28 protein-coding genes are annotated in these 24882 nt (G+C 69.4%); 9 read left to right on the top strand and 19 right to left on the bottom strand.

Going from position 1 to position 24882, the window contains the following annotated elements; translation table 11 throughout:
* Window positions 1–261 precede the first annotated feature (261 nt).
* From IPK71_19310 to cls, 3 genes are all read left to right on the top strand, one after another.
* Window positions 262–927: a 1-acyl-sn-glycerol-3-phosphate acyltransferase gene (locus IPK71_19310; GenBank protein ID MBK8215883.1), complete on the top strand. Its 666-nt coding sequence runs from the start codon at window positions 262–264 to the stop codon at window positions 925–927.
* On the top strand, window positions 924–1934 hold the full coding sequence (locus tag IPK71_19305) for a hypothetical protein (GenBank protein ID MBK8215882.1): 1011 nt from the start codon (window positions 924–926) through the stop codon (window positions 1932–1934). The genes IPK71_19310 and IPK71_19305 overlap by 4 nt, the downstream gene beginning before the upstream one ends.
* Before the next feature lie 75 nt (window positions 1935–2009).
* A complete protein-coding gene (gene cls / locus IPK71_19300) occupies window positions 2010–3425 on the top strand; it encodes a cardiolipin synthase (protein ID MBK8215881.1) in 1416 nt (471 codons plus the stop codon).
* Between the two features lie 3 nt (window positions 3426–3428).
* Here the strand turns inward: cls and IPK71_19295 are convergent, their stop codons facing one another.
* The 5 genes from IPK71_19295 to IPK71_19275 all read right to left on the bottom strand — a co-directional run bounded on the left by IPK71_19295 (window position 3429) and on the right by IPK71_19275 (window position 8976).
* The gene (locus IPK71_19295; GenBank protein MBK8215880.1) at window positions 3429–5777 is read right to left on the bottom strand and encodes a TonB-dependent receptor; all 2349 of its coding nucleotides are present in this window, start codon (window positions 5775–5777) and stop codon (window positions 3429–3431) included.
* 51 nt (window positions 5778–5828) lie between these two features.
* A complete protein-coding gene (locus tag IPK71_19290; GenBank protein MBK8215879.1) occupies window positions 5829–6641 on the bottom strand; it encodes a hypothetical protein in 813 nt (270 codons plus the stop codon).
* Window positions 6638–7549, bottom strand: a complete 912-nt coding sequence (locus IPK71_19285; protein MBK8215878.1) for a DUF692 domain-containing protein — start codon at window positions 7547–7549, stop codon at window positions 6638–6640. The genes IPK71_19290 and IPK71_19285 overlap by 4 nt, the downstream gene beginning before the upstream one ends.
* 108 nt (window positions 7550–7657) lie before the next feature.
* Window positions 7658–8107 (bottom strand): hypothetical protein, encoded by a 450-nt coding sequence (locus IPK71_19280; GenBank protein ID MBK8215877.1) that lies wholly within the window; start codon window positions 8105–8107, stop codon window positions 7658–7660.
* A gap of 80 nt (window positions 8108–8187) precedes the next feature.
* Complete coding sequence (locus IPK71_19275; protein MBK8215876.1) at window positions 8188–8976, bottom strand: hypothetical protein; 789 nt, start codon at window positions 8974–8976, stop codon at window positions 8188–8190.
* Between the two features lie 143 nt (window positions 8977–9119).
* Here IPK71_19275 and IPK71_19270 point away from each other — a divergent pair, with 143 nt between their 5' ends.
* Window positions 9120–9974 (top strand): SEC-C domain-containing protein, encoded by an 855-nt coding sequence (locus IPK71_19270; GenBank protein MBK8215875.1) that lies wholly within the window; start codon window positions 9120–9122, stop codon window positions 9972–9974.
* A gap of 12 nt (window positions 9975–9986) precedes the next feature.
* On the opposite strand, the gene IPK71_19265 is transcribed toward IPK71_19270, so the two are convergent.
* From IPK71_19265 to IPK71_19255, 3 genes are read right to left on the bottom strand one after another with little or no spacing between them, the layout of a single operon-like run.
* Window positions 9987–10556, bottom strand: a complete 570-nt coding sequence (locus IPK71_19265) for a dicarboxylate/amino acid:cation symporter (GenBank protein MBK8215874.1) — start codon at window positions 10554–10556, stop codon at window positions 9987–9989.
* Window positions 10483–11331 carry a cation:dicarboxylase symporter family transporter gene (locus IPK71_19260; protein ID MBK8215873.1) on the bottom strand — a complete coding sequence of 283 codons (849 nt, stop codon included), beginning with the start codon at window positions 11329–11331 and terminating at the stop codon, window positions 10483–10485. Before IPK71_19260 ends, IPK71_19265 begins: the two co-directional genes overlap by 74 nt.
* A gap of 42 nt (window positions 11332–11373) precedes the next feature.
* Window positions 11374–12351 carry a formylglycine-generating enzyme family protein gene (locus IPK71_19255; GenBank protein MBK8215872.1) on the bottom strand — a complete coding sequence of 326 codons (978 nt, stop codon included), beginning with the start codon at window positions 12349–12351 and terminating at the stop codon, window positions 11374–11376.
* Window positions 12352–12498: 147 nt separating this feature from the next.
* Here IPK71_19255 and IPK71_19250 point away from each other — a divergent pair, with 147 nt between their 5' ends.
* Window positions 12499–13179, top strand: coding sequence for a DUF2490 domain-containing protein (locus tag IPK71_19250; protein MBK8215871.1), 681 nt, complete (start codon window positions 12499–12501; stop codon window positions 13177–13179).
* On the opposite strand, the gene IPK71_19245 is transcribed toward IPK71_19250, so the two are convergent.
* Complete coding sequence (locus IPK71_19245) at window positions 13173–13916, bottom strand: arginyltransferase (GenBank protein ID MBK8215870.1); 744 nt, start codon at window positions 13914–13916, stop codon at window positions 13173–13175. The genes IPK71_19250 and IPK71_19245 overlap by 7 nt on opposite strands.
* Before the next feature lie 79 nt (window positions 13917–13995).
* Window positions 13996–14886: an AAA family ATPase gene (locus tag IPK71_19240; protein MBK8215869.1), complete on the bottom strand. Its 891-nt coding sequence runs from the start codon at window positions 14884–14886 to the stop codon at window positions 13996–13998.
* 237 nt (window positions 14887–15123) lie between these two features.
* Between IPK71_19240 and IPK71_19235 the strand changes: the two genes are divergently transcribed.
* Together IPK71_19235 and IPK71_19230 are read left to right on the top strand one after the other, a co-directional pair.
* Window positions 15124–15348, top strand: a complete 225-nt coding sequence (locus tag IPK71_19235; protein ID MBK8215868.1) for a hypothetical protein — start codon at window positions 15124–15126, stop codon at window positions 15346–15348.
* Window positions 15345–16385 (top strand): flippase-like domain-containing protein, encoded by a 1041-nt coding sequence (locus tag IPK71_19230; GenBank protein MBK8215867.1) that lies wholly within the window; start codon window positions 15345–15347, stop codon window positions 16383–16385. Before IPK71_19235 ends, IPK71_19230 begins: the two co-directional genes overlap by 4 nt.
* On the opposite strand, the gene IPK71_19225 is transcribed toward IPK71_19230, so the two are convergent.
* From IPK71_19225 to IPK71_19210, 4 genes are all read right to left on the bottom strand, one after another.
* Window positions 16371–17387 carry an RluA family pseudouridine synthase gene (locus IPK71_19225; protein MBK8215866.1) on the bottom strand — a complete coding sequence of 339 codons (1017 nt, stop codon included), beginning with the start codon at window positions 17385–17387 and terminating at the stop codon, window positions 16371–16373. The two genes, IPK71_19230 and IPK71_19225, sit on opposite strands and share 15 nt — an antisense overlap.
* Window positions 17381–17644, bottom strand: a complete 264-nt coding sequence (locus IPK71_19220) for a hypothetical protein (protein ID MBK8215865.1) — start codon at window positions 17642–17644, stop codon at window positions 17381–17383. Before IPK71_19220 ends, IPK71_19225 begins: the two co-directional genes overlap by 7 nt.
* A gap of 126 nt (window positions 17645–17770) precedes the next feature.
* Window positions 17771–18109 (bottom strand): hypothetical protein, encoded by a 339-nt coding sequence (locus IPK71_19215; GenBank protein MBK8215864.1) that lies wholly within the window; start codon window positions 18107–18109, stop codon window positions 17771–17773.
* Between the two features lie 367 nt (window positions 18110–18476).
* Window positions 18477–18704, bottom strand: coding sequence for a hypothetical protein (locus IPK71_19210; GenBank protein MBK8215863.1), 228 nt, complete (start codon window positions 18702–18704; stop codon window positions 18477–18479).
* A 117-nt stretch (window positions 18705–18821) separates the two neighbouring features.
* On the opposite strand from IPK71_19210, the gene IPK71_19205 reads away from it, so the two are divergent.
* A complete protein-coding gene (locus IPK71_19205; protein MBK8215862.1) occupies window positions 18822–19241 on the top strand; it encodes an acyl-CoA thioesterase in 420 nt (139 codons plus the stop codon).
* A 12-nt stretch (window positions 19242–19253) separates the two neighbouring features.
* Here the strand turns inward: IPK71_19205 and IPK71_19200 are convergent, their stop codons facing one another.
* The 5 genes from IPK71_19200 to rlmN are packed head-to-tail and all read right to left on the bottom strand — an operon-like array spanning window position 19254 to window position 23502.
* Window positions 19254–20225 (bottom strand): prolipoprotein diacylglyceryl transferase, encoded by a 972-nt coding sequence (locus IPK71_19200; protein ID MBK8215861.1) that lies wholly within the window; start codon window positions 20223–20225, stop codon window positions 19254–19256.
* Window positions 20226–20241: 16 nt separating this feature from the next.
* Window positions 20242–21240, bottom strand: coding sequence for a hypothetical protein (locus IPK71_19195; GenBank protein MBK8215860.1), 999 nt, complete (start codon window positions 21238–21240; stop codon window positions 20242–20244).
* Entirely contained in the window at window positions 21237–21674 is a 438-nt protein-coding gene (locus IPK71_19190) for a hypothetical protein (GenBank protein MBK8215859.1), read from the bottom strand. Before IPK71_19190 ends, IPK71_19195 begins: the two co-directional genes overlap by 4 nt.
* The gene (locus IPK71_19185; protein MBK8215858.1) at window positions 21671–22297 is read right to left on the bottom strand and encodes a hypothetical protein; all 627 of its coding nucleotides are present in this window, start codon (window positions 22295–22297) and stop codon (window positions 21671–21673) included. Before IPK71_19185 ends, IPK71_19190 begins: the two co-directional genes overlap by 4 nt.
* Window positions 22294–23502 (bottom strand): 23S rRNA (adenine(2503)-C(2))-methyltransferase RlmN, encoded by a 1209-nt coding sequence (rlmN, locus tag IPK71_19180; protein ID MBK8215857.1) that lies wholly within the window; start codon window positions 23500–23502, stop codon window positions 22294–22296. The genes IPK71_19185 and rlmN overlap by 4 nt, the downstream gene beginning before the upstream one ends.
* 198 nt (window positions 23503–23700) lie before the next feature.
* Here rlmN and IPK71_19175 point away from each other — a divergent pair, with 198 nt between their 5' ends.
* Window positions 23701–24879, top strand: a complete 1179-nt coding sequence (locus IPK71_19175; protein ID MBK8215856.1) for an AI-2E family transporter — start codon at window positions 23701–23703, stop codon at window positions 24877–24879.
* Window positions 24880–24882: the final 3 nt, after the last annotated feature.

Raw genomic sequence — 24882 nt, 5'->3', positions numbered from 1 at the left:
CCTTCTACATCGCTAGGTTTTTCCCGCACGAAGCGGCAGTCGAGCCACGATGGTAAAGGCCAGACTGAACGGATTCAATGGGGTTTCGGAGCACACCTCGCGATCCTTCGTGCGCGACGCGCATGCCGGGGCGATTCCGTCGTCGTGTGTCCCTCCGCGCGAAAATTCCGCGTTTCCCTCTCCTTCTCGCAGGCGTCGGGAGGCAAAGTCGTGCTACTAGCCTGGGACCTGCGCGTGGCCCGCTCCCTTCGACTCACCCTGATGAGCGTGTACGAGACGCTCGCCATCTGTGCGCCGACCGTGCTCGAAGCGGCCGTCGGTCGCGTGTCGAAGTCGACCTGCGACGAACGCCTCTCCCGGTGGGGACACCGCATCGTGAAAGGCACACGGATGGACGTCACCGTGGCGGGTCGCGACCACGTGGCCCCCGGCGAGACGTTCGTGGTGATGTCGAACCACCAGTCCCACTACGACGTGCCGGTGCTCTACCACGTGCTCGGGGGCAACCTCCGCATGGTGGCGAAGCAGGAGCTCTTCCGCATCCCGATCTTCGGCGGCGCGATGCGCGGAGCCGGGTTCATTTCCGTCGACCGCGAGAACCGCGAGAGTGCCATCCGCAGCCTCGAAGCCGCGAAGCCCATGCTCCGGGGGGGCACCCACCTCTGGATCGCTCCCGAAGGCACCCGCAGCCTCGACGGGAAGCTCGGCCCGTTCAAGAAGGGCGGCTTCGTGCTCGCGAGGGACCTCGAGCTCCGTATCCTACCGGTCACCGTGACGGGCACGAGAAACGTGCTCCCCTCCCACGGCGCGCTCACGGCACCCGACGAGCCTGTCCACGTGACGTTTCACGCTCCCATTTCGAGCTCGCGGCCTCGCGACGAGGTGATGGCCGCGGTGCGAGAGGCCATCGCGAGCGCCCTGCCGTGAAAACGCGCCGGGGCTCGGCGACCGGGGCGGGCCTCGCCATCGTCGTCAACGCCAACGCCAAACGAGGAGGGCGCCGCATCGCCGTGCAGATCGGCGAGGTGCTCCCGGGGGCCGTGATTCGCCTCACGAAGAGCGCGGACGAGGTGCAGGGCTTCCTTCGCTCGCTCGGGCCTACGAAGGCCGTGATGGCGGCCGGCGGGGACGGCTCCGCGGTCACGCTCCTCACGGCCCTCGACGCCGTGACCCCCCAAGATCGCGAGCTCCCGGCGTTCGGGGTGCTCCCCCTCGGGACCGGAAACGCGTTCGCGCACTCGCTCGGCGCTCGCTCCCTCGACGCGTGCGTGCGCGCCCTCGCGCGTCACCGCGGTCCCCTCCCCACCCGATCGACCCGCGTGTTCTCGTGCGACGAGAAGCTCACGTTCTTCGCGGGGAGCGGCTGGGACGCAGAGATCCTGGACGACTACCGTGCGCAGCTCGAGTCCGCTCCGTCGCGGCGCGTGGCGAAGAGCGTCTGGGGATACCTCTCCGCGGTCGCGCTCCGGACGGCGCCGAAGACCTTGCTCCACGGAAAGGCCACGGTGCGGATCGAGGCGCTCGCGCCCGAGGTCTACGGCATCGACGCGCGAGGAGCCGTCCGGAGGCTCGAGGGGATCGGCATGGGCTCCCTCCTCTACGAGGGGCCTGCGAGCGTGGCCGGCTGCGCGACGTGTCCGGAGTTCGGGTACCGCTTTCGCGCCTACCCCCACGCCGAGCGCATGCCGGGGATGATGAACGTTCGGGTCTACGAACAGACGACCCTCCGAGCGATCCGGGACATCCCGAGGCTCTGGCACGGCCAGCACCCTCTCGACGGGATGACCGATTGGTTCACCTCGCACGTCCGCATGACCTTCTCGCGGGACGTCCCCCTCCAGGTCGGGGGCGAGGCCGTCGGGCGCCGTCGCATCGTCGACTACCGCATCGCCCCGCGCACGATCCGCGCGATCGACTTCCGACGGCTTCTCTGATCCGCTCCGCCGTCGCGCGACGGGCCATCGCTCCACCCTGCCTCGCAGGTGCCGGGATGCGGTAGGCTCGGCCGCATGACACTCACCGACGTGCCGTGGAAGTCGGTGCTCGCCTTCGGGGAGACCGCCTGGGTGGTCGGCCTGACGACGTTCCTCGTCCTCGAGCGTCGGTCGCCCGCAGCGACGCTCGCGTGGGTGCTCGGCCTGGTGTTCCTCCCGTTCGTCGGCCTGCCTGTGTACCTCCTCTTCGGGCCGAGGAGGCTCCGTCGGAGGCGCCTTCGGTACCGCGACTCTCGAAAGCGAGCGACCGCGGCCATCGCCGAGGTGCGGCGACGACTGCCCCCGGGCGACGCATCCCGCCTCGCGCGCATCGGCGAATGCCTGCAGCATACACCCGTATCGACGGCGGAGCGTCTCGTCGTGCACCACGACGGGGACGCGCTCTACGATCGGATCGTCGCCGCGATCGACGACGCGCGCGACCACGTCCACGTGGAGTACTACATCTACGAGGCCGACGCACAAGGTGTGCGCCTCCGCGACGCCCTGGTGCGCGCGCGCAAACGTGGGGTCGAGGTCCGAGTGCTGGTCGACGCCGTCGGCTCCTCGGCGAACCTCGCGTTCTTCGAGGCGCTCGTCTCGGCGGGAGGCATCGCTCGCATTTTTCAGCCCCCGAGGTTCGGTCTCGCGTGGACGCTTTTCTTCAACTTCCGAACCCATCGCAAGATCGTCGTGATCGACGGGACCCTCGGGTTCACGGGCGGCATGAACTGGTCGTCGTGCCATTCCCGTCGCGACTCGGGAGATGCGGCCTGGCGCGACACACACCTCGAGCTCGAGGGAGCCGTCGTCGCCGACCTCCAGCACACGTTCGTCGAGAACTGGGTGTACTGCCGAGGCGACTCGCCGACGACGCCCCGCTACTTTCCGGAGGTCTCGGCGGGCGCCGAGCTCGTGCAGCTCCTTCGCTCGGGCCCCGACCGCGACATCTATCCGATCCACGCCTTCTTCTTCTCCGCGATCGCGATGGCCGAGCGACGCATCCTCCTCACGACGCCGTACCTCGTACCCGACGACACGACGCTCTACGCGCTGAAGACCGCGGCCGCGCGTGGTGTGGCCGTGCGGATCCTCGTGCCGAGCCAGGGCGACTCCCGCGTGGTCTCCGCCGCCGCGCGGAGCTACTTCGAGGAGCTGCTCGACGCGGGCTGCGAGATCCACACGTACGGACCGGGCATGCTGCACGCGAAGCTCCTCGTCGTCGACGACGTCGCCACGATCGGGACCGCGAACTTCGACAATCGGAGCTTCCGCCTCAACTTCGAGGTCATGGCCGTGCTCTACGCGAAAGCCCGCGCCGACGAGCTCGCCGAGCGCTTCGAGCTCGATCTCGCCCACGCGAAGAAGGTCAAGCGGCGAGCGCTCCACGAGCAGAAGCCGCTGCTCAGGCTGGCCGAGTCGGCCGCGCGGCTCGCATCGCCGCTCTTGTAGCCATCAGAAGTGGAGCGTGACGCTCGCGTAGAACGCCCGCGGTGGCCCTTGGGTCACGTGCTGCACCGGAATGCGCGAGGGCGTCGCCCCGCCGGAGAAGGACGAGGCGAACACGAACTGACCGTCGTAGTAGGGCTGGCCGAGGAGGTTCGTCGCGTCGAGGGAGAGCTCGACCTCTCGCAGCCGGAGGCCGAGCGAGGCGTCGAAGAGCACGACGTTTTGGCCGATTTCCCCGTAGGGAAGCGGCCTCCTCAGGACACCATCCAGCCCGAGGCCGACGCGCCCCTCGAGCTCACGGGCGAAGACCTTCGCGAGGGCGTGCGTGTACCGCGCGTCGGTGCGGACGACGATCTGGGGAACGTACGGCAAGAGGTCGCCCGCGACGAAGCCGGCGCCGGTCGCGACGAACGCGGCGCGCGTGTAGGTGGCGCTCCCGGAGAGCACGAGCCCCTCCCCCGCGTGTGCGAGCAGCTCCGCCGTGACCCCGGTGCGCCTCGTGCCAGGGACGGGCTCGTTGCGGGCGGTCTCGGGATCGAACACGAGATCGCCGTCGAGCCCCGAGGTGTACGCGGCCACCGAGCCCGAGAGCGCGCGCCCGAGCGTCCCTCGGAGCCCGACCTCGAACGAGGTGACGTCGGTGAACGGCGCCGTCTCCCCGTTCGCGAGACTGCGAGCTTGAGGGGAGCGGAAGCCTCGCCCATAGCTGCCGACCAGCCGGACGCCACGCCCGAGGAAGACGTCCACGGACACCTTCTCACCGACATGCGTGCCCTGCGCGCTCCGTGAGGGCCCGGGAGCCCGGCTCCGATCGTCGACCGCGTACGAGAGAGAGTCGACCCTCGCGCCACCTCGCACCGTCACGCGCGAGCCGAGCCTCAGCTCCTCGTCCACGTACGCGGCGACGTGGGTCGCCTGAAGGTCGGCATCGACGAGCGTCGCCACCACCCGATCGTCCACGTCTCTCAGGCGCGTCTGGGACTGCGAGACACGGTCGTGACGGCCGTAGAGCCCGACCTCCGTCGTATCGCGCTTCGAGAGCAAGGGGAGCGCGTAGCGCATGGAGCCCGTCGCCCCCAGAGTGAGCGCGTCGTTCTTCTGCTCGCCGTTGTCCGAGACGTTCGGCTCCCCCCGGAGCGCCCCCGTGAGGTACCCGGTGAAGTTCTGCCGAAGCGACATCCCCCGAGCGACGACGAAGGGCGCCAGCGCGAACGTGGCGCGGTCGCCCTCTTTCTTGAGCTCGGCGAGCACCTGGGTGCGCGAGCCTCGCCCACCTTGGCGTGGATCGAGGGTCGCGTAGCGGTCGAGGCGGCCCTGTTCGATGTCCCTCCGAGGGAGTACGCCCGCCGAGTCGTAGCGACCCGAGTACGTCCCGAAGAGGACCCGCGCGGAGATCCCACCGGCGAAGTCATGGGCGACCTGCGCGAGGAACGAGCCCCGCCGCGCCGCGCGGTTCGGACCGAACCCGTCGGTCGCGTACTCCTCGAACGACGCGAACGTCTTCGGGTCTTCGCCGCGCGGACGGTACCCCACGAAGAGGCGGCGCGTCCCGAAGGACCCGAGCGTCCCCTTGACGACTGCGCCCTCCTCCGCGAGCCCGAGCCTCATGCGAACCGTCCCGGCGACGGCGAAGTCCCCCTGACGCGGGTCGAACGGCCCCCCCTGCGCCGAGACCTCGTGGACGACCTCGGGCGAAACGAAGTGCAGATCGGCGTACCCCTGACCGTGCACGTTCGAGACGTCGTTCACGGGCACGCCGCCGACCCACAGCTCGACGTCCTGGCCGTGCACGGCGTCGAAGCCGCGCATGAAAATTTGGTGAGCTTTCCCTTCACCACCATGCTGGGTCACGAATACGCCTGGAACGATGTTCAAGAGATCGGCGGACGTTCTACGCGGCGCGGCTTCGAGGACCTCTCGGCCACGGGTGAGCTCCGACGCCGAGCGCGGAGCCGTGCGCCCGAGCACTCGCGCCTCTTCGGGCGGACCAGCCGCGGGCCCTGGGGGCCCTTCGGGGACCGCGGGCGAAGGGGGGGCGTCGATCTGGAAGACGACACGCTCCCGGACCTTCGAGGCGAGGGCTTTTCCGTCCCGGGTCGCGGGCCGGAAGCGGAAGGCTCGAGCACCTTCGCGGGCCGCTCGGACCACGTCGGGCGCGAAATCACCGACCACCGTGACGTCCGTGACGGTCCCTTCCGCGTCGATCGTGAGCACCACCGGAACGTCGGCCGGGGGCTCGGCTTGCGCATGCGATACGCTCCAGACGACTGCGCGGTGCTCGACGACCACGGGAGGCGTGACCTCGGCCGCGCGCGACGCCGAAGGTACGGCGAGCGCGACCGAGACCCCTGCCATCACGAGGACCGAGCGCACGTGGCCCTCGTAACACGAAATGGACGATGGGTGCTACGGCGCCGACCCGAGCAGAATCCCGCGCTCCCCGAAGTCGGAGAGCCAGCGCGCGACCTCGCCGAGCAAGCCCTCGGAGACGGGCACGCCGAGCGCCGCGCTGGCTTCTTGAATGGCGAGACCGAGGGCCACCCCCTCGACGAGCCGCGCGACGAGCGCGTCGGCGAAGGGCGTGAGGACGAGCACACCGACGCGATGGTGCACGTCGCGGTGGACGAAGAGCCGTGTGGTCTCGGTGGCGGGGAGCCCGGGCTCGACCGTGAGCGTATGCACGGCGTGGTCGACGACGAGCCTGCGGAAGGGCCCTCGAAATACCAAAGGTCTCGCGGCGTCGACGTCGATCGCGGCGGGCGCCGGCTCGTCCGGGAGGGCACCGACGACGAACTCGAGCGCGTCGAGGCGGAGCAAATCGGCGACGTACGAGGGCACCGCTTCGCTACGCTCGACCTCGGCGATCAGATCCACGAGGAGCTCGACGGGGACGTCGCGGAGGTGCCGGGTCCGAGGACCGCCGCGCGCGAGGTAGGCATCGACGGCCGCATCGAAGGCGCCTTTTTTGGCGCGCTCCAGATGCGCGACCCCACGCTCGAGGATGGCCGACGCGACCCCTGTCACGTTCCCGCGGACGAGCTTTCGGTAGAGCGGCAACCTCGCGGGCGCACGCGCGAGCGCTTCGAGGTCGCCGGGCGCGATCCCGTGCCTCCGCGCCAAGCCCTCGAGATCGCGAGGGGCGGCCTCGTCGGCAGAGAAGCAGGCGTCGTGGAAGGCTGCGCGGAGCGCACGCGCGCGTTCGCCCGGATCGGTGCTCATGGCCTCGCCTCGGGAGCGGGACGCGCTCGACGCCGAAGCCCTCGCTCGTAGGCCCGAGTGAGGGCCGCGACCTCGGCGAGGAGAACGGATAGCTCGGGGAGGCTCTGGTCGCGCTCGAGCACCACCGGCACCGGCCCCGTGCGGGCGACGACCTCTTCGAGCAGCACGTGCACGTCGGGGCACACCGGGGCGCCGTGCGTATCCACGATGAGGCGGCCGCGCGCGGGCCGCTGGTCGGCCGAGAGCTCGAACGTGCTCTCGTCGAAGTAGTCGTGCCCGGCGACGTGCATCTGCACCACACGCTTGAGCGGGAGCTTGGCGATGGCTTTGCGCACGTCGTGGCCGAAGTTCGTCGCGTTCACGTACGCGTTGTTCACGTCGAACATCAGCTTGCAGTCGGCGGCCTCGAGCACCTCGGCAAGGAACTCCGCCTCGTCCATCTCCGGCTCGCCGGGGTGCAGGTAGTAGCTCACGTTCTCGATCGCCATGGGGCGCCCGATCGCGTCCGAGACGCGGCGGATCCGATCGGCGATGCGCCGGACCTCGGATCGATGAAACGGGATCGGAAGGAGATCGTGGAGGGCGCTCGACCCGACCGCCGAAAAGCAGAGGTGGTCGGAGTGGAACGGGGCCGCGACCTCGTCGAGGAACCCGCGCAGCGACCTCAAAAACGCTGGATCCAGCGGGTCGTCACCGCCGAGCGAGAGCGAGAGCCCGTGGCTCAGGACCGGATAGCGCGCCCGCGCCGCCTCGAGCAGCGCGGGAAACCGCCCGCCGCGCCCGATGTAGTTCTCGGGAGAGACCTCGATGAAGGGCAGGTCCGGGAGCGCCTCGCAGAGGGCGTCCGCGATCTCCCACCGGAAGCCGAGCCCGACCCCACAGAGGGCCGATCCTCGCCCGGTTTTCACGGCCGTCTCACTCACCGGATACCTCGCCGAATTGCGGTGGAGCCCACGACGAAATGCGACGAGCGCCCGGCGTGGAGAGGTCCACGCGACGGGCGCTCGTCGTCCGTGTCACTTCTTCTTGGCCGCGCACGTCCCGGCGCCGCAGGAGGCCGCGCCGCCCTTCTTCGCGTCGGGCTTCTTGGCGGGGGCCGCCTTGGGATCCGCCGCAGGCGCCGAAGCGGCCGCGGCCTTCGTGTCGGGGGCCGCCGCGGGGGTGGTGGCCGCGGTGGTCTCGGGGGCCTTCGCCTCCTCCTTCTTGGCGCCGCACGACGCCGAGCCGCCCTTGTTCGCGCCGCACGACGCCGAGCCGCCCTTGTTCGCGCCGCACGACGCCGAACCGCCCTTGTTCGCGCCGCACGAGCCGCCGTCGGCCATGGCCGGGGCTGCGCTCGGCACCGCGTCGGTCGCGTTGACGGCGGGAACCTCCGGCGGCTTGGCGTCGCCGCATGCCGCGACGATGACGGAGGTCCCGAGGACAGCGAGCGCGCCCGCGATTTTTTCGAACGAAAGATTGGCCATATCGATGCGATCTCCTGTGTGGGCCCACGGTGGGGCAATGTGCGCCCCGGTGGGGCCGAAACGAAACGAATAGACGAAGCTCAGGGGTTGGGCCGGGCCGAAAAGTCGAGAGTGACCTTTGCGGTCTCGGCCACCTTGGTGCCGAGGATCGAGAAGGCCTTCTTCGCGATCTGACCGACGTCGTCCCGCGGGGCGACCTCGTGCTCGGCGAGCGTAACCTTGAACGGCTCGCGTGTCGCTACCGTCACGACCGTGGGGCGTTCGGTCGCCGGCACTCCCGTGGGGTGAACGAAGCGCACCCGGAGCGAGACGTCCTTCGGCACCCTTCGGCCGTGCACGAGGAGCTCGCCATGAGCGATCAAATCGATCGTGCGCGTATCTTCCCCAGCGGCGCTCACCGGGGTCACCTTCGCGAGGTCGTTCTCGGCGAGCCCGTCGATGCTCCGGATCGCGAAGACGGCCATCCGGTTCTTCGCCTTCACGTCCTCCGCGAGCTTCGCGTTCTCCGCGTCGGCCACCTCGAGCCACGTCTTGGCGTGCGCCGTCTGTGTGCCGTCTTTCGAGGCGTCTCCGAAGGTCGAGAGCACGAGCGACGTGAGATCGACCTTGACCTCGCCTCGTGTGGCCGACAGGTTCGACGGGGCGACGTCGATGCGCCCCTCGACCGTCGAGGTCTGCCCTTTGATGTGCTCCTTCGGAGCCTCCATGTCGATCGCGGCCTTGCCCTTCGCGTCGAGGGCGAGCGAGTACGAGCCCGCGGCCTTCGGCGCCACGGACGGCGCGAGCGACGACGCGGCCGGGGCGGGCTCGGGTTTCGCCTCGCTCTTCGAACAAGCGACCACCGAAGAGGCCACCAGCACGGCGAGCATTCCAGAGCATTTTCGGGCAGTTGGGTCCATCACCATCGTTCTCCGCGAGACACTACGCGCTGCCCGGGGGATGGTTTCGAAAAAGGGTGCGCGTGGGCCCTTTTCGTACCCAGGATGACGAAAGCGTTATCCTCGAGAGCGCGATGCTGGTCCTCCGCGATGCCCTCGCGTCTCCCCGCCCCTGCCCCTGCGCGTGCCACACGACCTTGTCGCGAGCCGATCGGGCCCGTGGCATCGAGGCCGTCTACGTGCTCGACGACACGATGCGCGGGATGGGCTACGTGCCGACCTACGAGCTCACCGGAGACTCGCTCTTTCGCGCTTCGCAGATGAAGAACGATCCGACGACGCGGGTCGTCCCGGTGAGGTTCGGCGAGTGCGTCTACAGGCGGCTCGTCGGCAGCCTGCTCCACGAGGTGCTCCACGCGCTTTTCGGGGAGGTGGGCCCGGCCAACTACGGGATCCCGTTCGGGATGCCCTACGGCGTCCCCGAGAGCCTGCCCGAGGCCGACGAAGAGGCGTACATCGCCCCGTTCAACCTCGGCGAAGCCTGCGCGTTCGTCGGAGTGTGGATCCTCGCGCGGCACATGTTCCGGATCGCGTGGGACGTTCGTACCGCGAGGGACGTGGGCACGTACTGCTTCAAGGGAGGCAACGCCCTCGTCAAGGTCCCGAGGGGTTTCCGCGCCGTCGCCCACCTCGACCGCTCCGCCCACGAGGAGCGCTACTACGCACGCGCGCGCGCCCTCGAGGACACGGCCCGAGCGCTCTTCACGCCCGAGAAGCTCGACGAGCTCACGACGCGCATCCGGGGCTACGCGGCCATCGGCGAGAAGCGCCGACCGAAGGCCTTCGCCCGCGCGAGCGATGTGGCCGATCTCGTGCCCGCCAAGATCGGGCGCAACGACCCCTGCGTGTGCGGGGAGCCGAAGAAATACAAGGCGTGCTGCGGGGAGCGCACCACCCCCTACTTCGCGCCCACCTTCGTCGCGAGGTAGGTCCGGCGGAGGCTACTTCGCGCCGTCGTGCTCGGGGTCGAGATCGGCTGGGTCGGCCTCGTCGCGCAGGACCCCTTCCCAGCGGGCGATGACCACGCTCGCCACGGCGTTCCCGATGACGTTCGTCGCCGAGCGCGCCATATCCATGATCTCGTCGACCGCGAGGAGCATCGCGACGCCGGCCTCACCGGGGAGGTCGAAGCTCGCGCAGGTGGCGGCGATGATGACGAGCGTCGCGCGCGGGACGCCGGCAACGCCCTTCGACGTGAGCATGAACGCGAGCACCATGAAGATCTGCCGCCCGATCGGGAGATCGATGTTCGCGGCCTGCGCGATCGTGAGGCTCGCGAGCACGAGGTAGAGCGTCGAGCCGTCGAGGTTGAACGAGTACCCCGCGGGCAAGACGAAGCTCGCAACCCGGCGCGGCACGCCGAGCTTCACGAGCGTCTCGAGGAGCTTCGGGAGCGCAGCTTCACTCGATGCCGTCGTGTATGCCGTGAGCACCGGCTCACGGATGGCGCCGAAGAACCTCCGCGGGCTCACGCGGACGAGGAGCAGCACCGGCACGAACACGAGCAGCACGAGCGCGAAGAGCGAACCGTAGAGGCTCCCCACGACGCGCGTACTTCCCGACCAGATAGAGCACCGCGGGCCAGCCCTCGATGAGGGTTCCGTCGGGCATTTTGTGCCCCGAGGCCATGTGCGAGACGTTGTAGGCCATGGCTCCGAACACCCCGATGGGGGTGAGCTTCATGATCATGCCCGTGTACTTGAACATCGCCTGCGCGACCGTCTCGGCGAGGGCGAGCAAGGGTTTTCGCCGCTCACCGAGCTGCGTCAGGGCGATGCCGAAGAGCACCGAGAACACCACGATGGGCAGGATGTCGCCCTCGACCGCGTGTTTCGCGAGGTTCGAAGGGAAGAGGTGCATGGCCGTGTCCCAGCCCGACTGCGCCTTCGACTTGTCGACCGCGCCGTGCGCGGAGAGATCGATGGGGAGCCCCTGCCCGGGCTTCACGACGTTGCCCACCACGAGCCCGAGCGCGAGGGCGATGGTCGTCACGATCTCGAAGTAGAGGAGCGACTTCACCCCCATGCGCCCGACGGCCTTGATGTCTCCCGTCTGCGCGACGCCCACGACGATCGTCGACACGAGCAAGGGGACGATGAGCCCCTTGATGAGGGCGATGAACGCCTTCGACATGAACTGGAAGAGCGCGAAAACGTTCGGGAACTTCGACTGCGGGAAGAAGCCTCCGAGCACGATGCCGAGCACCAGCGCGACCACGATGACGATCGTGCCCGCGAGTGGGTGCTTCTTGGGGCCGGCCTTCTCCGACGGGGGTGCGTGGCTCATGCGAGACCGCAAGGTACACGCGAAACGGCTCGCCGCGAGCGGTCAGGTCTTCTTCGGCGGCTTCCAACCAGGAACGCGGATCTCGTGCTTCGGCGGGGGCGTCGGGTGCGGGCGGCCTTGCGCGCAGCGAAACCCGACCCCGGGCACCTGGTAGGTGAACTGCGCCGCCGCGCGGAAGGTGATGGCCATCCCGCCGAACGAGCGGTTCCATGCGCCACCTCGCAAGGGGTGCATCGGGGTCTCGTTGCGCACGAGCGGGTCGGTCCTCTTGTCCTTCGTGAACGGCGCGTACGAGTCCTCGACCCACTCCCACACGTTGCCCGCCATGTCGTGGAGGTGGCCCGACGGCCACACGCGGTCCCCCGGGAGGTGCGTCCCGACCTTGGACGGACCGCCCCCGTGGCATCCCACGTCGCCTCCGGCGCGCGTCTTCGGCGCACCGTATTTCGTGAAGTCGACCGTGTCGCAGGAGGGCTCGGGTGTGTTGCCCCAAGGGTATTTGTACTGCTCGGGGCCCGTCGCCGCCCACTCCCACTCGGCCTCGGTGGGGAGCCGCTTGCCGACGTAGGCGCAGTAGGCGCGGGCCTTGTCCCAGCTGACGAGGTTCACCGGATGGTCGGGGAAGCTCGGGTACATGGAGAACGGATCCTTCGTCCAAGGCTCTTCGCATCGGCCCGCTTCGACACACGCCCGGTACGCGCGCACGGTCACCTCGTCGACGTCGAGGCAGAACGGCTCGGAGAGCACCACCACGTGCTCGCCCTCGCGTCCCTTCATCATGCGGAACCCCTCCGGCCCCGTCGCTGGGATCGCGATGGAGCCCTGCGGACACGCCACGCCGCCATCGCTCTCCGCGTCGGTGTCACGTGCCCCGGCCTCGCTCGACGCCTCGACGGTGGATGCGTCGAACGACGTGCCGCCGTCGGCGTCCGCGTCGGAGCTCGCCGACGGCGAGACCTGGCCGTGCCCCGCATCGGCGAGCACGTGAGGAGCGTCGACCGGACCGAGTCCCTCCGACACACCACCACATGCGCCTACGACAAGCCCTGCCCACGCCCACGATCGACCACGCATGACTCGGTGCTACTCCGCCGGCGCCCGGAGGGGAAATAGACCGGTTCATTTCGGGCTGGCCGGCAAACTTAACGATGTCGTAATCTCGTCGTCATGCTTCGTGGCCTCGGGACGTTGGCGCTCGCCATGCTGTGCATCGTTCGGGCGGAGCGGACCGCGAGCGCCGATCCCCGCGAGACGGCCGTTTGGTCGGCGCTGCTCCTCACGGCCAAGGCCTCCACGGAGCGCACGGGTCCGTCGGTGTGGCTCGACGCGCACGCGCGCCGTGGCCCTACCTCGACGACGGCGATCGTTCGACCGGGGCTCGGCTACCGCCTGTCTCCGACGACGAGCCTCTGGGGCGGCTACGCGTACGTCGGGGCCTTCGCCGACGGCGACGCCGACGACGTCACCGAGCACCGAGCGTGGCAGCAGATCCTCCACCAAGACACCCTCGGCCCGCTGCTCTTCCAGTTTCGTGGTCGCGTCGAACAGAGGTTCCGCTCGGACGAGTCTCCGGCGCTCCGGCTGCGCGCGCTCGCGCGTGCCAACGTGTCGCTGTGGCAGGGCGGGCCGCTCGCGATCGCGTCGTGGAACGAGACGTTCGTCGCCGTCGGGCGAACGTCGTGGGGGTCGCCAGCGGGCTTCGACCAGAACCGGCTCTTTCTCGGCCTCGCCCTCGCCGCCGGCCAGGTGCGCGTCGAGGCGGGGTACACGGGCATCTCCGTTCGGCGCGCCGACGACTCGCTCCTCCACCAGCACGCGCCCACGCTGTGGGTCTTCTTCGCCTACTGACCGAACCTCTGGGGAAGCCACACGGGCTCTTCGGTGGGGTCGGGGCGACCGACGAGGAGCTCGTGGGGGCGATAGGACGACTTGTAGCGGAGCGAGGGACAGCCCTCGACGCGGTACCCGAGGTACACGTACGGGATGCCGCGGGAGCGCGCGATCTCGACCTGCACGAACACGTTGGCGACCCCGAGCGATCGCTTCGCGTAGTCCGGGTCGTAGAAGAAGTAGACCGCGCTCCACGCCGTGGGAGTCTCGTCGGCGAGGCCCACCCCCACGAGCTTTCCATCGGCCTCGTCGTCGTAGAAGCCGACCTCTCGCGCCGACGGGTGCGGGTACGCAAAGCTCTGGAAGTAGCTCTGGCGATCGGTCGGTGACGGATCCCACCCGCGTGTCTCTTCGCGGGCCGCGTGCCACTTCGCGAAGAGGGCGAGTCGCGTGTCGTCGACCGTGGGTCGGGCGACCTCGATCCTGAGGCCCCGGCACGCCTTCGCGGCGCGGCGCTGGGCCTTCGACGGCTCGAACGCGAGCGTGGGGATGCGAATCGACACACACTCCGAGCAGCCCTCGCACGCCGGACGAAAGTAGACCGGCCCGAAGCGCCGGTACCCACGGACGAGCATCTCCTCGTACTCCTCGGGCGTCACGTCGATCATCACGCGGACGTCCTGCTTCGCGCGCGCCTCGGAGAGGTAGACACACGCCCGCTCGGGCTCGACGAACGCTTCGAGGACTCGCGCCATGAGGCGAGGGTACGCGCTTTCGAGCCTACGCGACGAGCCTCGAGGGCCGCTTCACGAACGGCTTCGATAAGGGGCGCTGTCAGCCCTCGAGGTTGGCGAGCACCTTGCGGAGGACGTCCACGTCACGGACGTTCTCGGCCTCGGCGCGGTACGAGAGCACGAGCCTGTGGCGCATCACCGGGACGACCATGGCCCGCACGTCGTCGACGTCGGCCGCGGCCTCCCCCGCGAGCGCCGCCCGAGCCTTGGCCGCCAGCACGAGCGCCTGGGATCCACGCGGCCCCGCCCCGAAGCGCACATACTGCGACACGGCCTCCGGGGCCTTTTTGTCGCGGGGACGTGTGGCCCGCCCCACCGCCACGGCGAGATCGACGGCGGCATCGGTGACGGGGATCCGCGGCACGAGGCCCTGGAGGGCTCGGACCTCGGCGGCCGTGAGGACCTTGGGGATTTTGCGCGCTTCGCCGCTCGTCGTGCGCCGCGCGATCTCGCGCTCTTCGGCCTCGGTCGGGTAGTCGACGTGGACCTCGAGGAGGAACCTGTCGAGCTGCGCTTCGGGCAGCGGGTAGGTGCCCTCTTGCTCGATGGGGTTGCGCGTCGCGAACACCTGGAACGGATCGGGCAAGGCGTGGGTCACCGTGCCGACGGTCACGCGCCGCTCTTGCATGGCCTGGAGGAGCGCGGCCTGCGTCTTCGGTGGGGTGCGGTTGATCTCGTCCGCCAGGACGAGGTTGTGGAAGATCGGCCCCGGCAGAAACCGAACACGACGCGACGTGGCTCCGTTCGCGCCCTCGTCTTCCTGGAGCACGTCGGTCCCGGTGATGTCGGCCGGGAGCAAGTCGGGTGTAAACTGCACACGACCGAAGCCGAGATCGAGCGCCTCGGCCAGGGAGGCGACGAGGAGCGTCTTCGCGAGCCCGGGCACCCCGACGAGCAGCGCGTGGCCACGCGCGAGCAGGGCGATCAACATGAGGTCGATGACGCCGGACTGACCGACGACCCGCGCCCCGAGCGCCTCGTGGAGCTTGTCCTTGGCGGCCTTCGCTTTGGCGAGGAGGGCCACGTCGTCGTCGGGCTCGCGGGCTTCGGCCTCGCCGTTTTCGCGGTGTTCGGTCACGGCTCCGGCATACCACGAAGCGAGCCGAGGCGACGAGCGCCCCCGCACCTACGGGTGTGAAAGCCTGCGTTCGCGTGGTATCGAGCGAGGGTGTCCGAGCCTGTCTCACCCCCGAGCGCCTCCGCCCCGCTTCCCCCATCGACCACGGCACCGGCCGAGATCGTGACCCGGCCCGAGCCAGGCCTCGCCCGTGGCAAATGGGAGGCACCGAAGGGCGCCTTCTTCGTCGTGGTCGCGCTCGTCGTGCTCCTCGCCTTGGGCGTCTTGGCCAAGAAGGCCGGCCTCGTCGACCGCCTCCGAAAGAAGAGCCCGTGAAGCTGTCGCTCCGCCGCATTCTGGTCGTGATGCTCCTCGGCGTGCTCGTGTACGGCGGGTACGCCGTCTACAGCGGGCTCGGAAAGATGCGCGAGGCGCTCTCGGGCTACGCAGGGTGGACGTTCGCCGCGGCCTGCGCGCTCGCGTTCGGCAACTACGTCCTCCGCTTCATCAAGTGGGAATTTTACCTCTCGCGGCTGGGCATCAAGGGCGTGCCGAAGGGCGAGAGCTTCCTCGTCTACCTCTCGGGGTTCGTGCTGACCATCAGCCCGGGCAAGGTCGGCGAGGTGTTCAAGTCGCTCGTGCTCTTCGAGACCCACGGGGTGCCGATGACCCGGACGGCGCCCATCGTCGTGGCGGAGCGCGTGACCGACGTCATCGGAGTCGTCGTGCTCATCGTCGTGGGCTCGCTCGGGTTCTCGGGGGGGCTCGTGTGGGCGGGGGTCGGGACCGCGCTCGTCGCGACCCTCGTGATCGTCGTCATGAGCGAGCGCCTGAGCCTCGGCATCATCGGCGTCGTCTCCCGGCTCCCGGGCCCAGGCAAGAAGATCGGAGAGAAGGCGAAGGCCGCCTACGAGAGCCTCAAGACATTGATTTCCCCCGCGAATCTCGTCGTCCCGACGCTGCTGTCGATCGCCTCGTGGACGCTCGAGTGCCTCGCCCTTTGGATCATCCTACGGGGCTTCGGAGAGAGCGTGAGCGTGCCGCTCGCCACGTTCTTCTACGCGACGAGCACCCTCGCCGGCGCCATCATCCCGGTCCCCGGAGGGCTCGGCGTCACCGAGACGCTCCTGAACCGCCAGATGCACGAGCTCGGGCACGTCGGCGTCGCCTCGGCGACCGGCGCCATGATGCTCGTGCGCTTCGCGACGCTCTGGTTCGCGGTGCTCGTCGGCTTCGTGGCCCTCTCGCTCTTGAAGCGCCGCTACCCGGAGCTCCTCGCCGAGCGCCCCGCGGAGGCGATCGGTCCTCCCCCGAAGAGTGTCCGGGCCGAGGCCGGCCCGAGCGACGACGCGCCGAAGTCAGCCGCCCCGTAGGGCCGACACGGCGGCGACGAAATCGTCGGGCCACGGGCTCTCGAACACGAGCGGCTCGTTCGTGCGCGGGTGCCGGAACCCGAGACGACGCGCGTGGAGCGCTTGCCTGCCGAGCGCGCCCGCGATCCGCGCGAGGGCCGGGTCGCGCGGCGCCTTGCCGTACATCGTGTCGCCGAGGAGCGGGTGCCCGGCGTCCGACAAGTGCACGCGGATCTGGTGGGTCCGCCCCGTCTCGAGCCTGCACTCGACGAGCGTCGCCATCGCCCCGAAGCGCTCCTTGGGCGTCACGTGGGTGATCGCGTGTTTGCCCTCCCGTACCCGCGAAGAGAAGAGCATGCGCTCCTTCGGGTTTCTCCCGTAGAGGGTCGAGTAGGTGCATTCTGCAACGACTCCCACGGCGAGCGCGTCGTAGGCCCTGTCACACGCGTGCGCCGCGAACTGCGCCTTCAAGTGCTCTCGAGCCTTGGTCGTGCGCGCCACGACGAGCACCCCGCTCGTGTCCTTGTCGATGCGATGCACGATCCCGGGCCGGGAGAACTGCGGGGAGGGCTCGTCCTCGTCTTCCTCGCGCGCCGGCTCGGCCGCCGTGAGGAGGTCGTCGCGATCGAAGTAGCCGCGCGCCAAGAGACCGTTCACGAGCGTGCCCGTCGGGTGCCCATGGGCGGGATGCACGACGAGCCCCGCAGGCTTGTCGACCACGACCACGTCGTCGTCGGCGTAGAGCACGGCGAAGACGACGGACGGGTCGGGAGTGGCGACGCTGGGCCGAGGAGAGGCCGGCGCCACTTCGAAGACCTGACCTGCACGCGCCTTGTCGGCGGCTCGCACGGGAGCGCGACCCGACGTGACACGGCCCGCCTCGATCCAACGTTGAAGCTCGGCGCGCGAAGGAGCGAGCGCGTGCGACGCGAGCGCTTCGGCGAGGACCCGGTCCACGCGCTGCCCGACGGCGCCCGGCGCCACCACGACCGTGATGGCGGGCTCGTCGGGCTCGCTCACCAGATCTTCGACTTGATGTGACCCTTCGCCTTGATGAGGATGTCGACCAGGGCGCGATCGTAATAGTTCTTCGGGTAGAGCTCGGGGGCCACGCGGCGCTTGTAGAGGGCCCGACCTTCTTCGATCTCCTCGGCGAGCGACTCGAAGAGGTTGTCGTTCGTGATGCCGTTCACGATCTTCTCCTCGTTGTAGAGGCTGAGGTCGCTGGCGATGGCGCGGGCAAGACGGCGAGCGGCTTCTTCGGTCTCGATGAGGGGCATGCTTCCGAAAGTATCGCGGGTTTTCGGTGCGGGTGTCAAAAGGTCGCGTCGCCTAGGGGCGAAGAAACGAAAAAAGGGCCGCGCCGAAGCGAGACCCTTTTTGCATACGAAAAGGCGCGGTGCTTTTCAGCCGCCGTCGCCGCCCGCGTTCTTGCTCTTGCAGGTGTTGTACGCCGTGATCTTCTCGGCGCACTTGGCGATCGCCGCGAGGCCCTTCGCGCCGTCGGACTTGTCGTTCGTGCAGAGGTCCTCGCCGTTCACGCAGCTGAAGGCGTCGTTGTACTCGGAGCTGCACGCGCCGGACTTCTCGGCCTCGCAGGCCTTCTGGGCCTCGGCGGACGGAGCGGGGTCGCCCGAGCAGGCGGCCTTCGTGCAGTCGACGCTGCTCGAACAGGCCGGGGTGGCGCTCACGAAGAACAGCGTGGCCACGGCCGACGCCAACATTCCCATGACGATCTTCTTCATTGGTTCTCCTCCAAAGCAGCGCGGGTGGACGAAAGAGCCCGAGACCGCGCGGGCGATAGGACGATGGTTTTACCTGGGGATTCACCAGAACGGCAAAGAACGTTCAGTCGCTCCGTGACGCTCGAGGAGAGAAGCGCGTCAAAACGCATGAAATCTCTCGCTTTTTCGGCAGGATCGGAGCTGCAGAGTTTTTTTTGCGCGTGGCCCCGCCGGATCGGCGCAAGAAGCCGCAAGCTCGGAGTGCTTCGACGAAACGAGCGCGTCAGCGCGCGCGCGACGTGCAGTCGGTGTACGCGGCGAGGAGCGGTCCGCACTCCTTCAGCACCACCTGTGTGGTCGCGGCCACGTCGGTCCGATCGTCGCGGCCTCACACGGTGAGCCCGTCGGAGCAGTCGCGGAGCGCGTCGTACGAGGCCTGGCAGGTGGGGAAGTCGGTGACGCGGTCCTCGCACTCCTGGCGCGCTTTGGCCGATGGCTCGGGGTCGGCGGGGCACGCCGCGCCGCAAGGGCTCGACGTGCACGCGGGGCCGCTCCACACCGCCGTGATGGCCGCGAGGGCTGCGAGGATCGAGGTCGTTCGGCGGGCGATCGTCATCCGGGCCTCGAGCCCTTTAGCAGAGATTCGGGAGCGTGGGGAACGGCGTCGCGTCGGTGCATGGGGGAGACGAAAGCGCTTGTCGCACGGACCATGCGCGCGTTACTGGCCCGGCCCATGGCGGCGTTCGAGATCCAGAGGGCGGTGCGGTTCGAAGAGGTCGACGCCGCGAGGATCGTCTTCTTCGCGCGGTACCTCGGGTACGGGCACGAGGCCATGGAGGCCTTCTTCGGCGCGCTCGAGGGCGGCTATCACGGCCTCGTCGACGGGCGTGGCATCGGCTTTCCCGCCGTGCACGTGGACGCGACCTACGAGGCGCCGCTCCGCTTCGGCGACACCGTCACGATTCGCGTCGACGTGACCAAGCTCGGCACGACCTCGTGCACGTTTCGCTACGTCTTCGTCCGACAAGACGGGGTGCGGGCCGCCACCCTTCTGCATACGTGCGTCTGCTGCGAGCTCGCGGGAGAGCCGAAGAAGATCCCCTTCCCGCCCGACGTTCGCGCGAGGCTCGAGGCGCACCTCGTCGGCGGCTGAGCCAGGGCGCCCTCAGTGGGCAGCGTTCTCCGCGGCGGCGGGCGCATCGGCCTCGGCGGTCGCGCCTCGTGCCATGAACGGCGCGTAGACGTCCTCGCCGCTCGCCTGGATGTCGCGCATCTTCTTCCACATCACGAGGCCGAACACGAAGAGGGCGACGCACGCCCACTGCCCGGGGGTGAGCCCGCCGTAGCGAGGATCGGACTCGGCGCCTTCGTGGAGGCGGAAATAGTCGAGCACGAACCGCACGGGCGCGTACGAGAGGGCCGTGGCGACCACGTAGCTCCCGACGGGGAGGCGCTTTTTCCACGTGAGCGCGAAGGCGAGCGCGAGCACGACGGTGAACATCCACTCGAGTAGACCGAGGTCGAAGCGCAGCTCGGGGCCGTGGATGAGCTGCATCGGAGCGTGACGACCGGGGCCGAACCTCGGGAACTCGACCGAGAGGATCGAGTCGACGAGGGCGCCCTTGTGATCATGAACGACGCTGCAACCGCCGCGCCCGAAGATCCAGGCGACCGGGAACACCGACAAAATGAGGTCGCAGAACGCCAAGATCGACGCGGGCTTCTTGCGACGCTTGAACTTGTGGAGCGTGAAGAGCGGCGTCTCGAGGACGGGGATCGCGTAGAAGTACTTCCACAGGACGACGCCGATGAGCGCGCCCGTGAAGCCGCCGAACGACGACAGGCCCTCCCACAGAAAGAAGAGGGACTCGGGGCGCCGGAGGAGCTCTTGCGGGTGATAGAAAATCTCGTCGAGCATGTGGCCGCCCATGAACCCGGCCACGAGCATCCACGTGATGAACGAGTTCAGGTGGCCTTCGTCGAGGCCTCGGCGGCGCGCGCGCCACGTGGCGAGCCACGTTCCCACGATGACGCCCGTCGCGACGAGCAGCCCGAACGGGTGGAGGGGGATCTTGCGATCGAGGATCGGGATCGGGCCGAGCTCGAAGTCGGGGACGTGGATGTAGGGAATCGCCATACGCTCGCGCGAGACACTACTCGTTTCCCTTCGGCGAGGCCACATGGGCATCACCGTCCGGCTCGAGGACCAGGCGGTCGTCGGCGCCGAAGGCTTCGGGAGAGACCACCGAGACCCGCTCTCCGTGGCAGGCCCGCGCGAGGACCTCTCCGCGCCCAGGGGGTACCTCGCACGTGGCCTTCGGGAACCGGGCCTCGAGGGCGCCGGCGACGACCTCGAGGGCGTGGGCGGTCGCGACCTTGCGATCGGCGGGGGACGAGGCGTCGAGGGCCGCGCTGCTCTCGGCTTCGCGGAACCGCACGAAGAGATCGGGTCCCGCGATCTCGACCCGGACGACGCGGTGGTGGAGCTCGCGGAGCTCGACCCGGTAGCTCAAGACCCGATCGGCGTCGTGGCTCCCTTTGGGCGCCGGGAGCGCGAAGAACGCGTCACGCTCCGACCTCGCCGGGAGACCCGACAGCGAGCCAAGCTCCCCGTGAGCCGCCCGCAAGAGCGGCAACGGCGGGGCGTCGAACGACGCGCCGAGCACCCCGGGCGACGAGATCGCCGCGAGGGCGTCGAGGAAGGCCTGAGCGGCCGCGGCGCGAGCCTTCCTCGCGCGTTGGAAGCGCACCTCGGCGAGCCGCCCTTCGCGGAGCTCGCGGTCGAGGGCGATGTCGTCGGCGCGCTCGTACACACCACGGAGCGCGGCGCTCGCTGGCCCGGCGTGGGGACCGTCCGGGAGGCTCGCGAGGTAGTCGCGCGCCCCCTCGGGGGTGGCCTTGGCGCGCTCGAAATAGGCGGGCTCGTCGGCTTCGTACGCCGCGCGCACCTCGGCCGCGTAGACCCCCTTCGGGTGGCGCTCGAGGTAGGCCTTCTGGCGTGCCACACGCGTGCCCTCGTGGGCGGCCATACGGATCGCGACGTAGTCGTCGTGGTCCGCGGGGCTCGCGACGAGGGCCTTTCCGAGCCCACACCCCACGGTGGACGCCGAGACGATCGAGGCGGCCACGACGAAGAGGAGGCGGCGGCTCATGGGCCGGCCTCGTTCCCGAGGAGCGGGCCCGACGGGCCTTGAGCGCCCTCGCGCGGGAGACAGAACTGGCACTCGGTCGGCGCCGATGGCGACGTGTCCGACATGTAGGATGCATACGTCTCGCACGAGGCGATCCGGAGCGCGCGGATGCACACCTCGCCGTCCCGTAGGAGCGGGGCGCACCCGGGGGGGAAGCCGAGCTCGGGGGCCACGTCGGTCCGGCACGCGCGTGTGCAGCGAGCCGTCGAGATGCCACACTCGACACAACGCGCGCAGTCGGTCTCGCGCCTCGTGTCCGCGTAGGCGCGCTCGTCGAGGGGCTCGGGGGCACGCCCGCAACCCCCGACGTCTCCGGGGGTCGGTGCCATGCAGAGCCACGCGAGCACGACGACGACGGCCACCTTGGCGCCGTTCGCCCGGTGACGTTCGATCATGGGAGCACCTCGTAGGCGACGACGATCCCCAGGGCGAGCGACAGCATCGGGTAGGCCGGCGTTGCGCGCTCGACCGTCCCCGCGCCGTAGAAGACGTCACCGACGATCTCGACCCGCGCGCCTACGGCCGCTCGAAAGTAGTACGTGCCCGACACGGCGAGCTCACCGCCCACGGTGGTGTTCGGCGTGAGCACGATGGGCGTCGCCACGCGGAGGGCCGCGGCGAGCGCGCCGCGACGACGGGAGAGCACGTAGGAAGGGACGAGCACGGTCTGGCGAATGCCCTCGAGCGGCATCGACACGGAGAGGTCGGCCCCGTGCTGGACATGCGTCGGGCTCCCGAAGAGCACGGCAAGGCCGAGGTCCGTGTAGACCGGGGTGCGCGACACCGACTCGGCCGTGTCGCCGAGCACGGTGGGCAGCCTGTAGGGGTTATTGAAGCGGAGGCCCGTGCCGAACATCGCCTTGGCTTGGAGCTGCAGATAGCCCGGCTTCTCGGCGAACGCCCCCTGCTCGGGCGAAGGCGGACGAGACGGCTCCGCGGCGGGGGCGATCGACGGCGCGGCGAGAGCGATCGCGACGACGACGGATGCGACGGTGGCGGCGCGACGTGCGCGGCTCATCCTCGATCCACACGCACCTTGGGCTTCGCTCCGAGGAGCGCGAGCTGACCACACGCCGCGGCCACGTCGTCTCCCCGGCGCCGCCGAATGAACACCGAGTACCCCGCGTCGAGCAGCACACGCTGGAACTCCAGCGTCCGCGCCCCGGCCGGCGGCCCGAGGGTCGAGGCCTCGATGGGGTTCATGGGGATGAGGTTCACCTTGACCGGCAGGCCGCGGAGGAGCCTCGCGAGCTTGGTCGCCTCGAGCGGCGCGTCGTTCTTTCCGGACACGAGCGTGTACTCGATCGTGATGCGACGCCTTCGCGGGAGTGGGTACGCGCGGAGCCCCTCGATGAGGGCCGCGAGCGGGTACTTTTTGTTGATGGGCATGAGCCGCGAGCGGGTCTCGTCGTCGGCCGCGTGCAGCGAGATCGCGAGGCCGATTTGCCCCGCGAAATCGGCCCCGAGCTTCGCGATTTCGGGCACGAGCCCGCTCGTCGACACGGTGATGCGGCGCGGCGAGATGGCGAGCCCGTCCGCGTGGGTCAAGAGGCGGAGCGAGCGCACCGTCGACGCGTAGTTGTGGAGGGGCTCTCCCATGCCCATGTAGACGATGTTCCGGAGGCGTTCGTCGTCGTCGAGCTCGGCCTTGCCCGCGAGCACCTGGGCCACGATCTCGTCGGGGCCGAGGTTGCGCTTGAGCCCCGCGACGCCGCTTGCACAGAACACGCAGCCCATCGCGCAGCCGACTTGGGTGCTGATGCACTGAGTGACCCTAAGGTACGATTTTCCCTGAGGATTTTCGTCTCCCAGGTCCTCGTCGTCGTCCTCGTCGTCGACCGCGGCCGCGGCGTCGGCGTCGTCGCTCTCGGTCTCGTCCTGTACACCTCGGCCGAGCCGGCGCTCGCCGCTCACACCAGGGATGAGCACGGTCTCGACGGTCGCCCCGTCACGGAGCCGGACGAGCAGCTTGCGGGTCCGGTCGGCGGCGCGCGTGCCGGGGAGCACCGTGAGGACGGGCTCGACCCCTCCTTCGGCGAGGGCGCGGCGGAGGTCCTTCGGAAGGTCGGTCATCTGGGCGGGCTCGAACACGCCGCGCGCCATGAGCCAGCGGAAGACCTGTTTTCCGTGGAACGTGCGGCCGCCGAGGCGGACGACCTCCTTCGCCCACTCCTCGGGGAGTCGAGCCAGGGGGGGCGGGGCATCTTTGGAGGGCGTGGTCACGGCTGCGGAAGCCTAGCAGCCTCGCCGAGGAACTCCCACGAGCAACGTCCGGGCAAAAGCGCGTGCCGATTCGGCCCGTAGACCACTCGCCGGGGGAGCACGAGTGGCCGCCGCGAGCGCGCTGCGAAGGAAAGAGGCGTACGGCGATCCGTCGTCGGCCTCTCTGCGCGAGCATTTTGCTAGCCTTGCGAGGTGGCCGTGAAGATCGAAGACCGCTCCGGCGTGTCCATCCAAGACATCGCCGCGTTTTGTCTGGTGGTCGCGGCGATCAAGCTCTCGGCGCCGTTCCTCGTCCCCGTGACGTTGGCGGCGGTCCTCGTGACGGTCACCTCTCCGCTTTCTACCTGGCTCGTGCAGAAGCGCGTCCCCCCCGCGATCGCCGTCGTCGTCGGTGGCCTCGCGACGTTGCTCGCCATCTTCGCAGCCACGGCCGCGCTCGGCCTCGCGAGCACGCAGCTCAACGACGAGTGGCCGCACTACTCGGCGCAAGGCGCGGCGTTCTGGTCGAGCGCACGCCATTGGCTCGGCACGCACGGCGTCCAGCTCTCGGCGACGGGCCCGAAGGGGCCCGACTGGGTGGGCATGGCGACGAACCTCCTCCAGCGCGCCGCGAGCCTCCTCTCGGACTTCTTCGTGGTCATGCTGGTCGTCTTCTTCGGCCTCGCCGAGGTGCTCGATCTGGGCGGCAAGCTCCGCAAGGTGACCGACGATCCCGAGCTCGGCTTCTCGAAGGTCGACGAGGTCGTCCGCAAGGTGCAGACCTACCTGCTCGTGAAGACCTTCACGAGCCTGCTCGTCGCCGCGCTCACGTACGTCGTGCTCAAGGTCGCCGACGTGAAGCTCGCGCTGCTCCTGTCGGTGCTGCTCTTCCTGCTCCATTTCGTGCCGAACGTGGGCGCCGTGCTCGCCACCATCCCCGCCGTGATCGCGGCGTTCCTGGACAGCGGCCCCGGGGCCGCCCTCGGCGTCCTCGTGAGCATGTCCATCACGAACTTCGTGGTCGGAAACGTGATCGAGCCGCGTCTGCTCGGCCGCACGCTCGGGCTCTCCTCGTTCGCCGTGGTGGTCTCGCTGCTCTTCTGGGGCTGGCTCTGGGGTCCGGCGGGCGCCATCCTCTCCGTCCCGATCGTGATGGTGCTCAAGATCACGCTCGAGCGAACGAAGTACCGCCGCTGGGCGTACCTGCTCGAGCCCGCTCCCCACCCCGAGGACGAGGAGCACGGCGAGGCCCTCCCCACACCGAGCGCGGCCTCGGCGGCGAAGCGGCTGCGCCTGTGGACCACGGCGACACCGGCGCCCAACTCCGTCGGCCTCGGCGCACGACCGACGCCCGCTCCGCCCAAACCGCGCAGCACCCCGGTATCACCCGAAAAGTAAACA

The sequence above is a fragment of the Myxococcales bacterium genome, from assembly GCA_016712525.1.
Lineage (GTDB): Bacteria > Myxococcota_A > Polyangia > Polyangiales > Polyangiaceae > JAAFHV01.
Note: the sequence above shows the minus strand (reverse complement) of the source record. Positions and strands in the feature narration are given on the sequence as shown.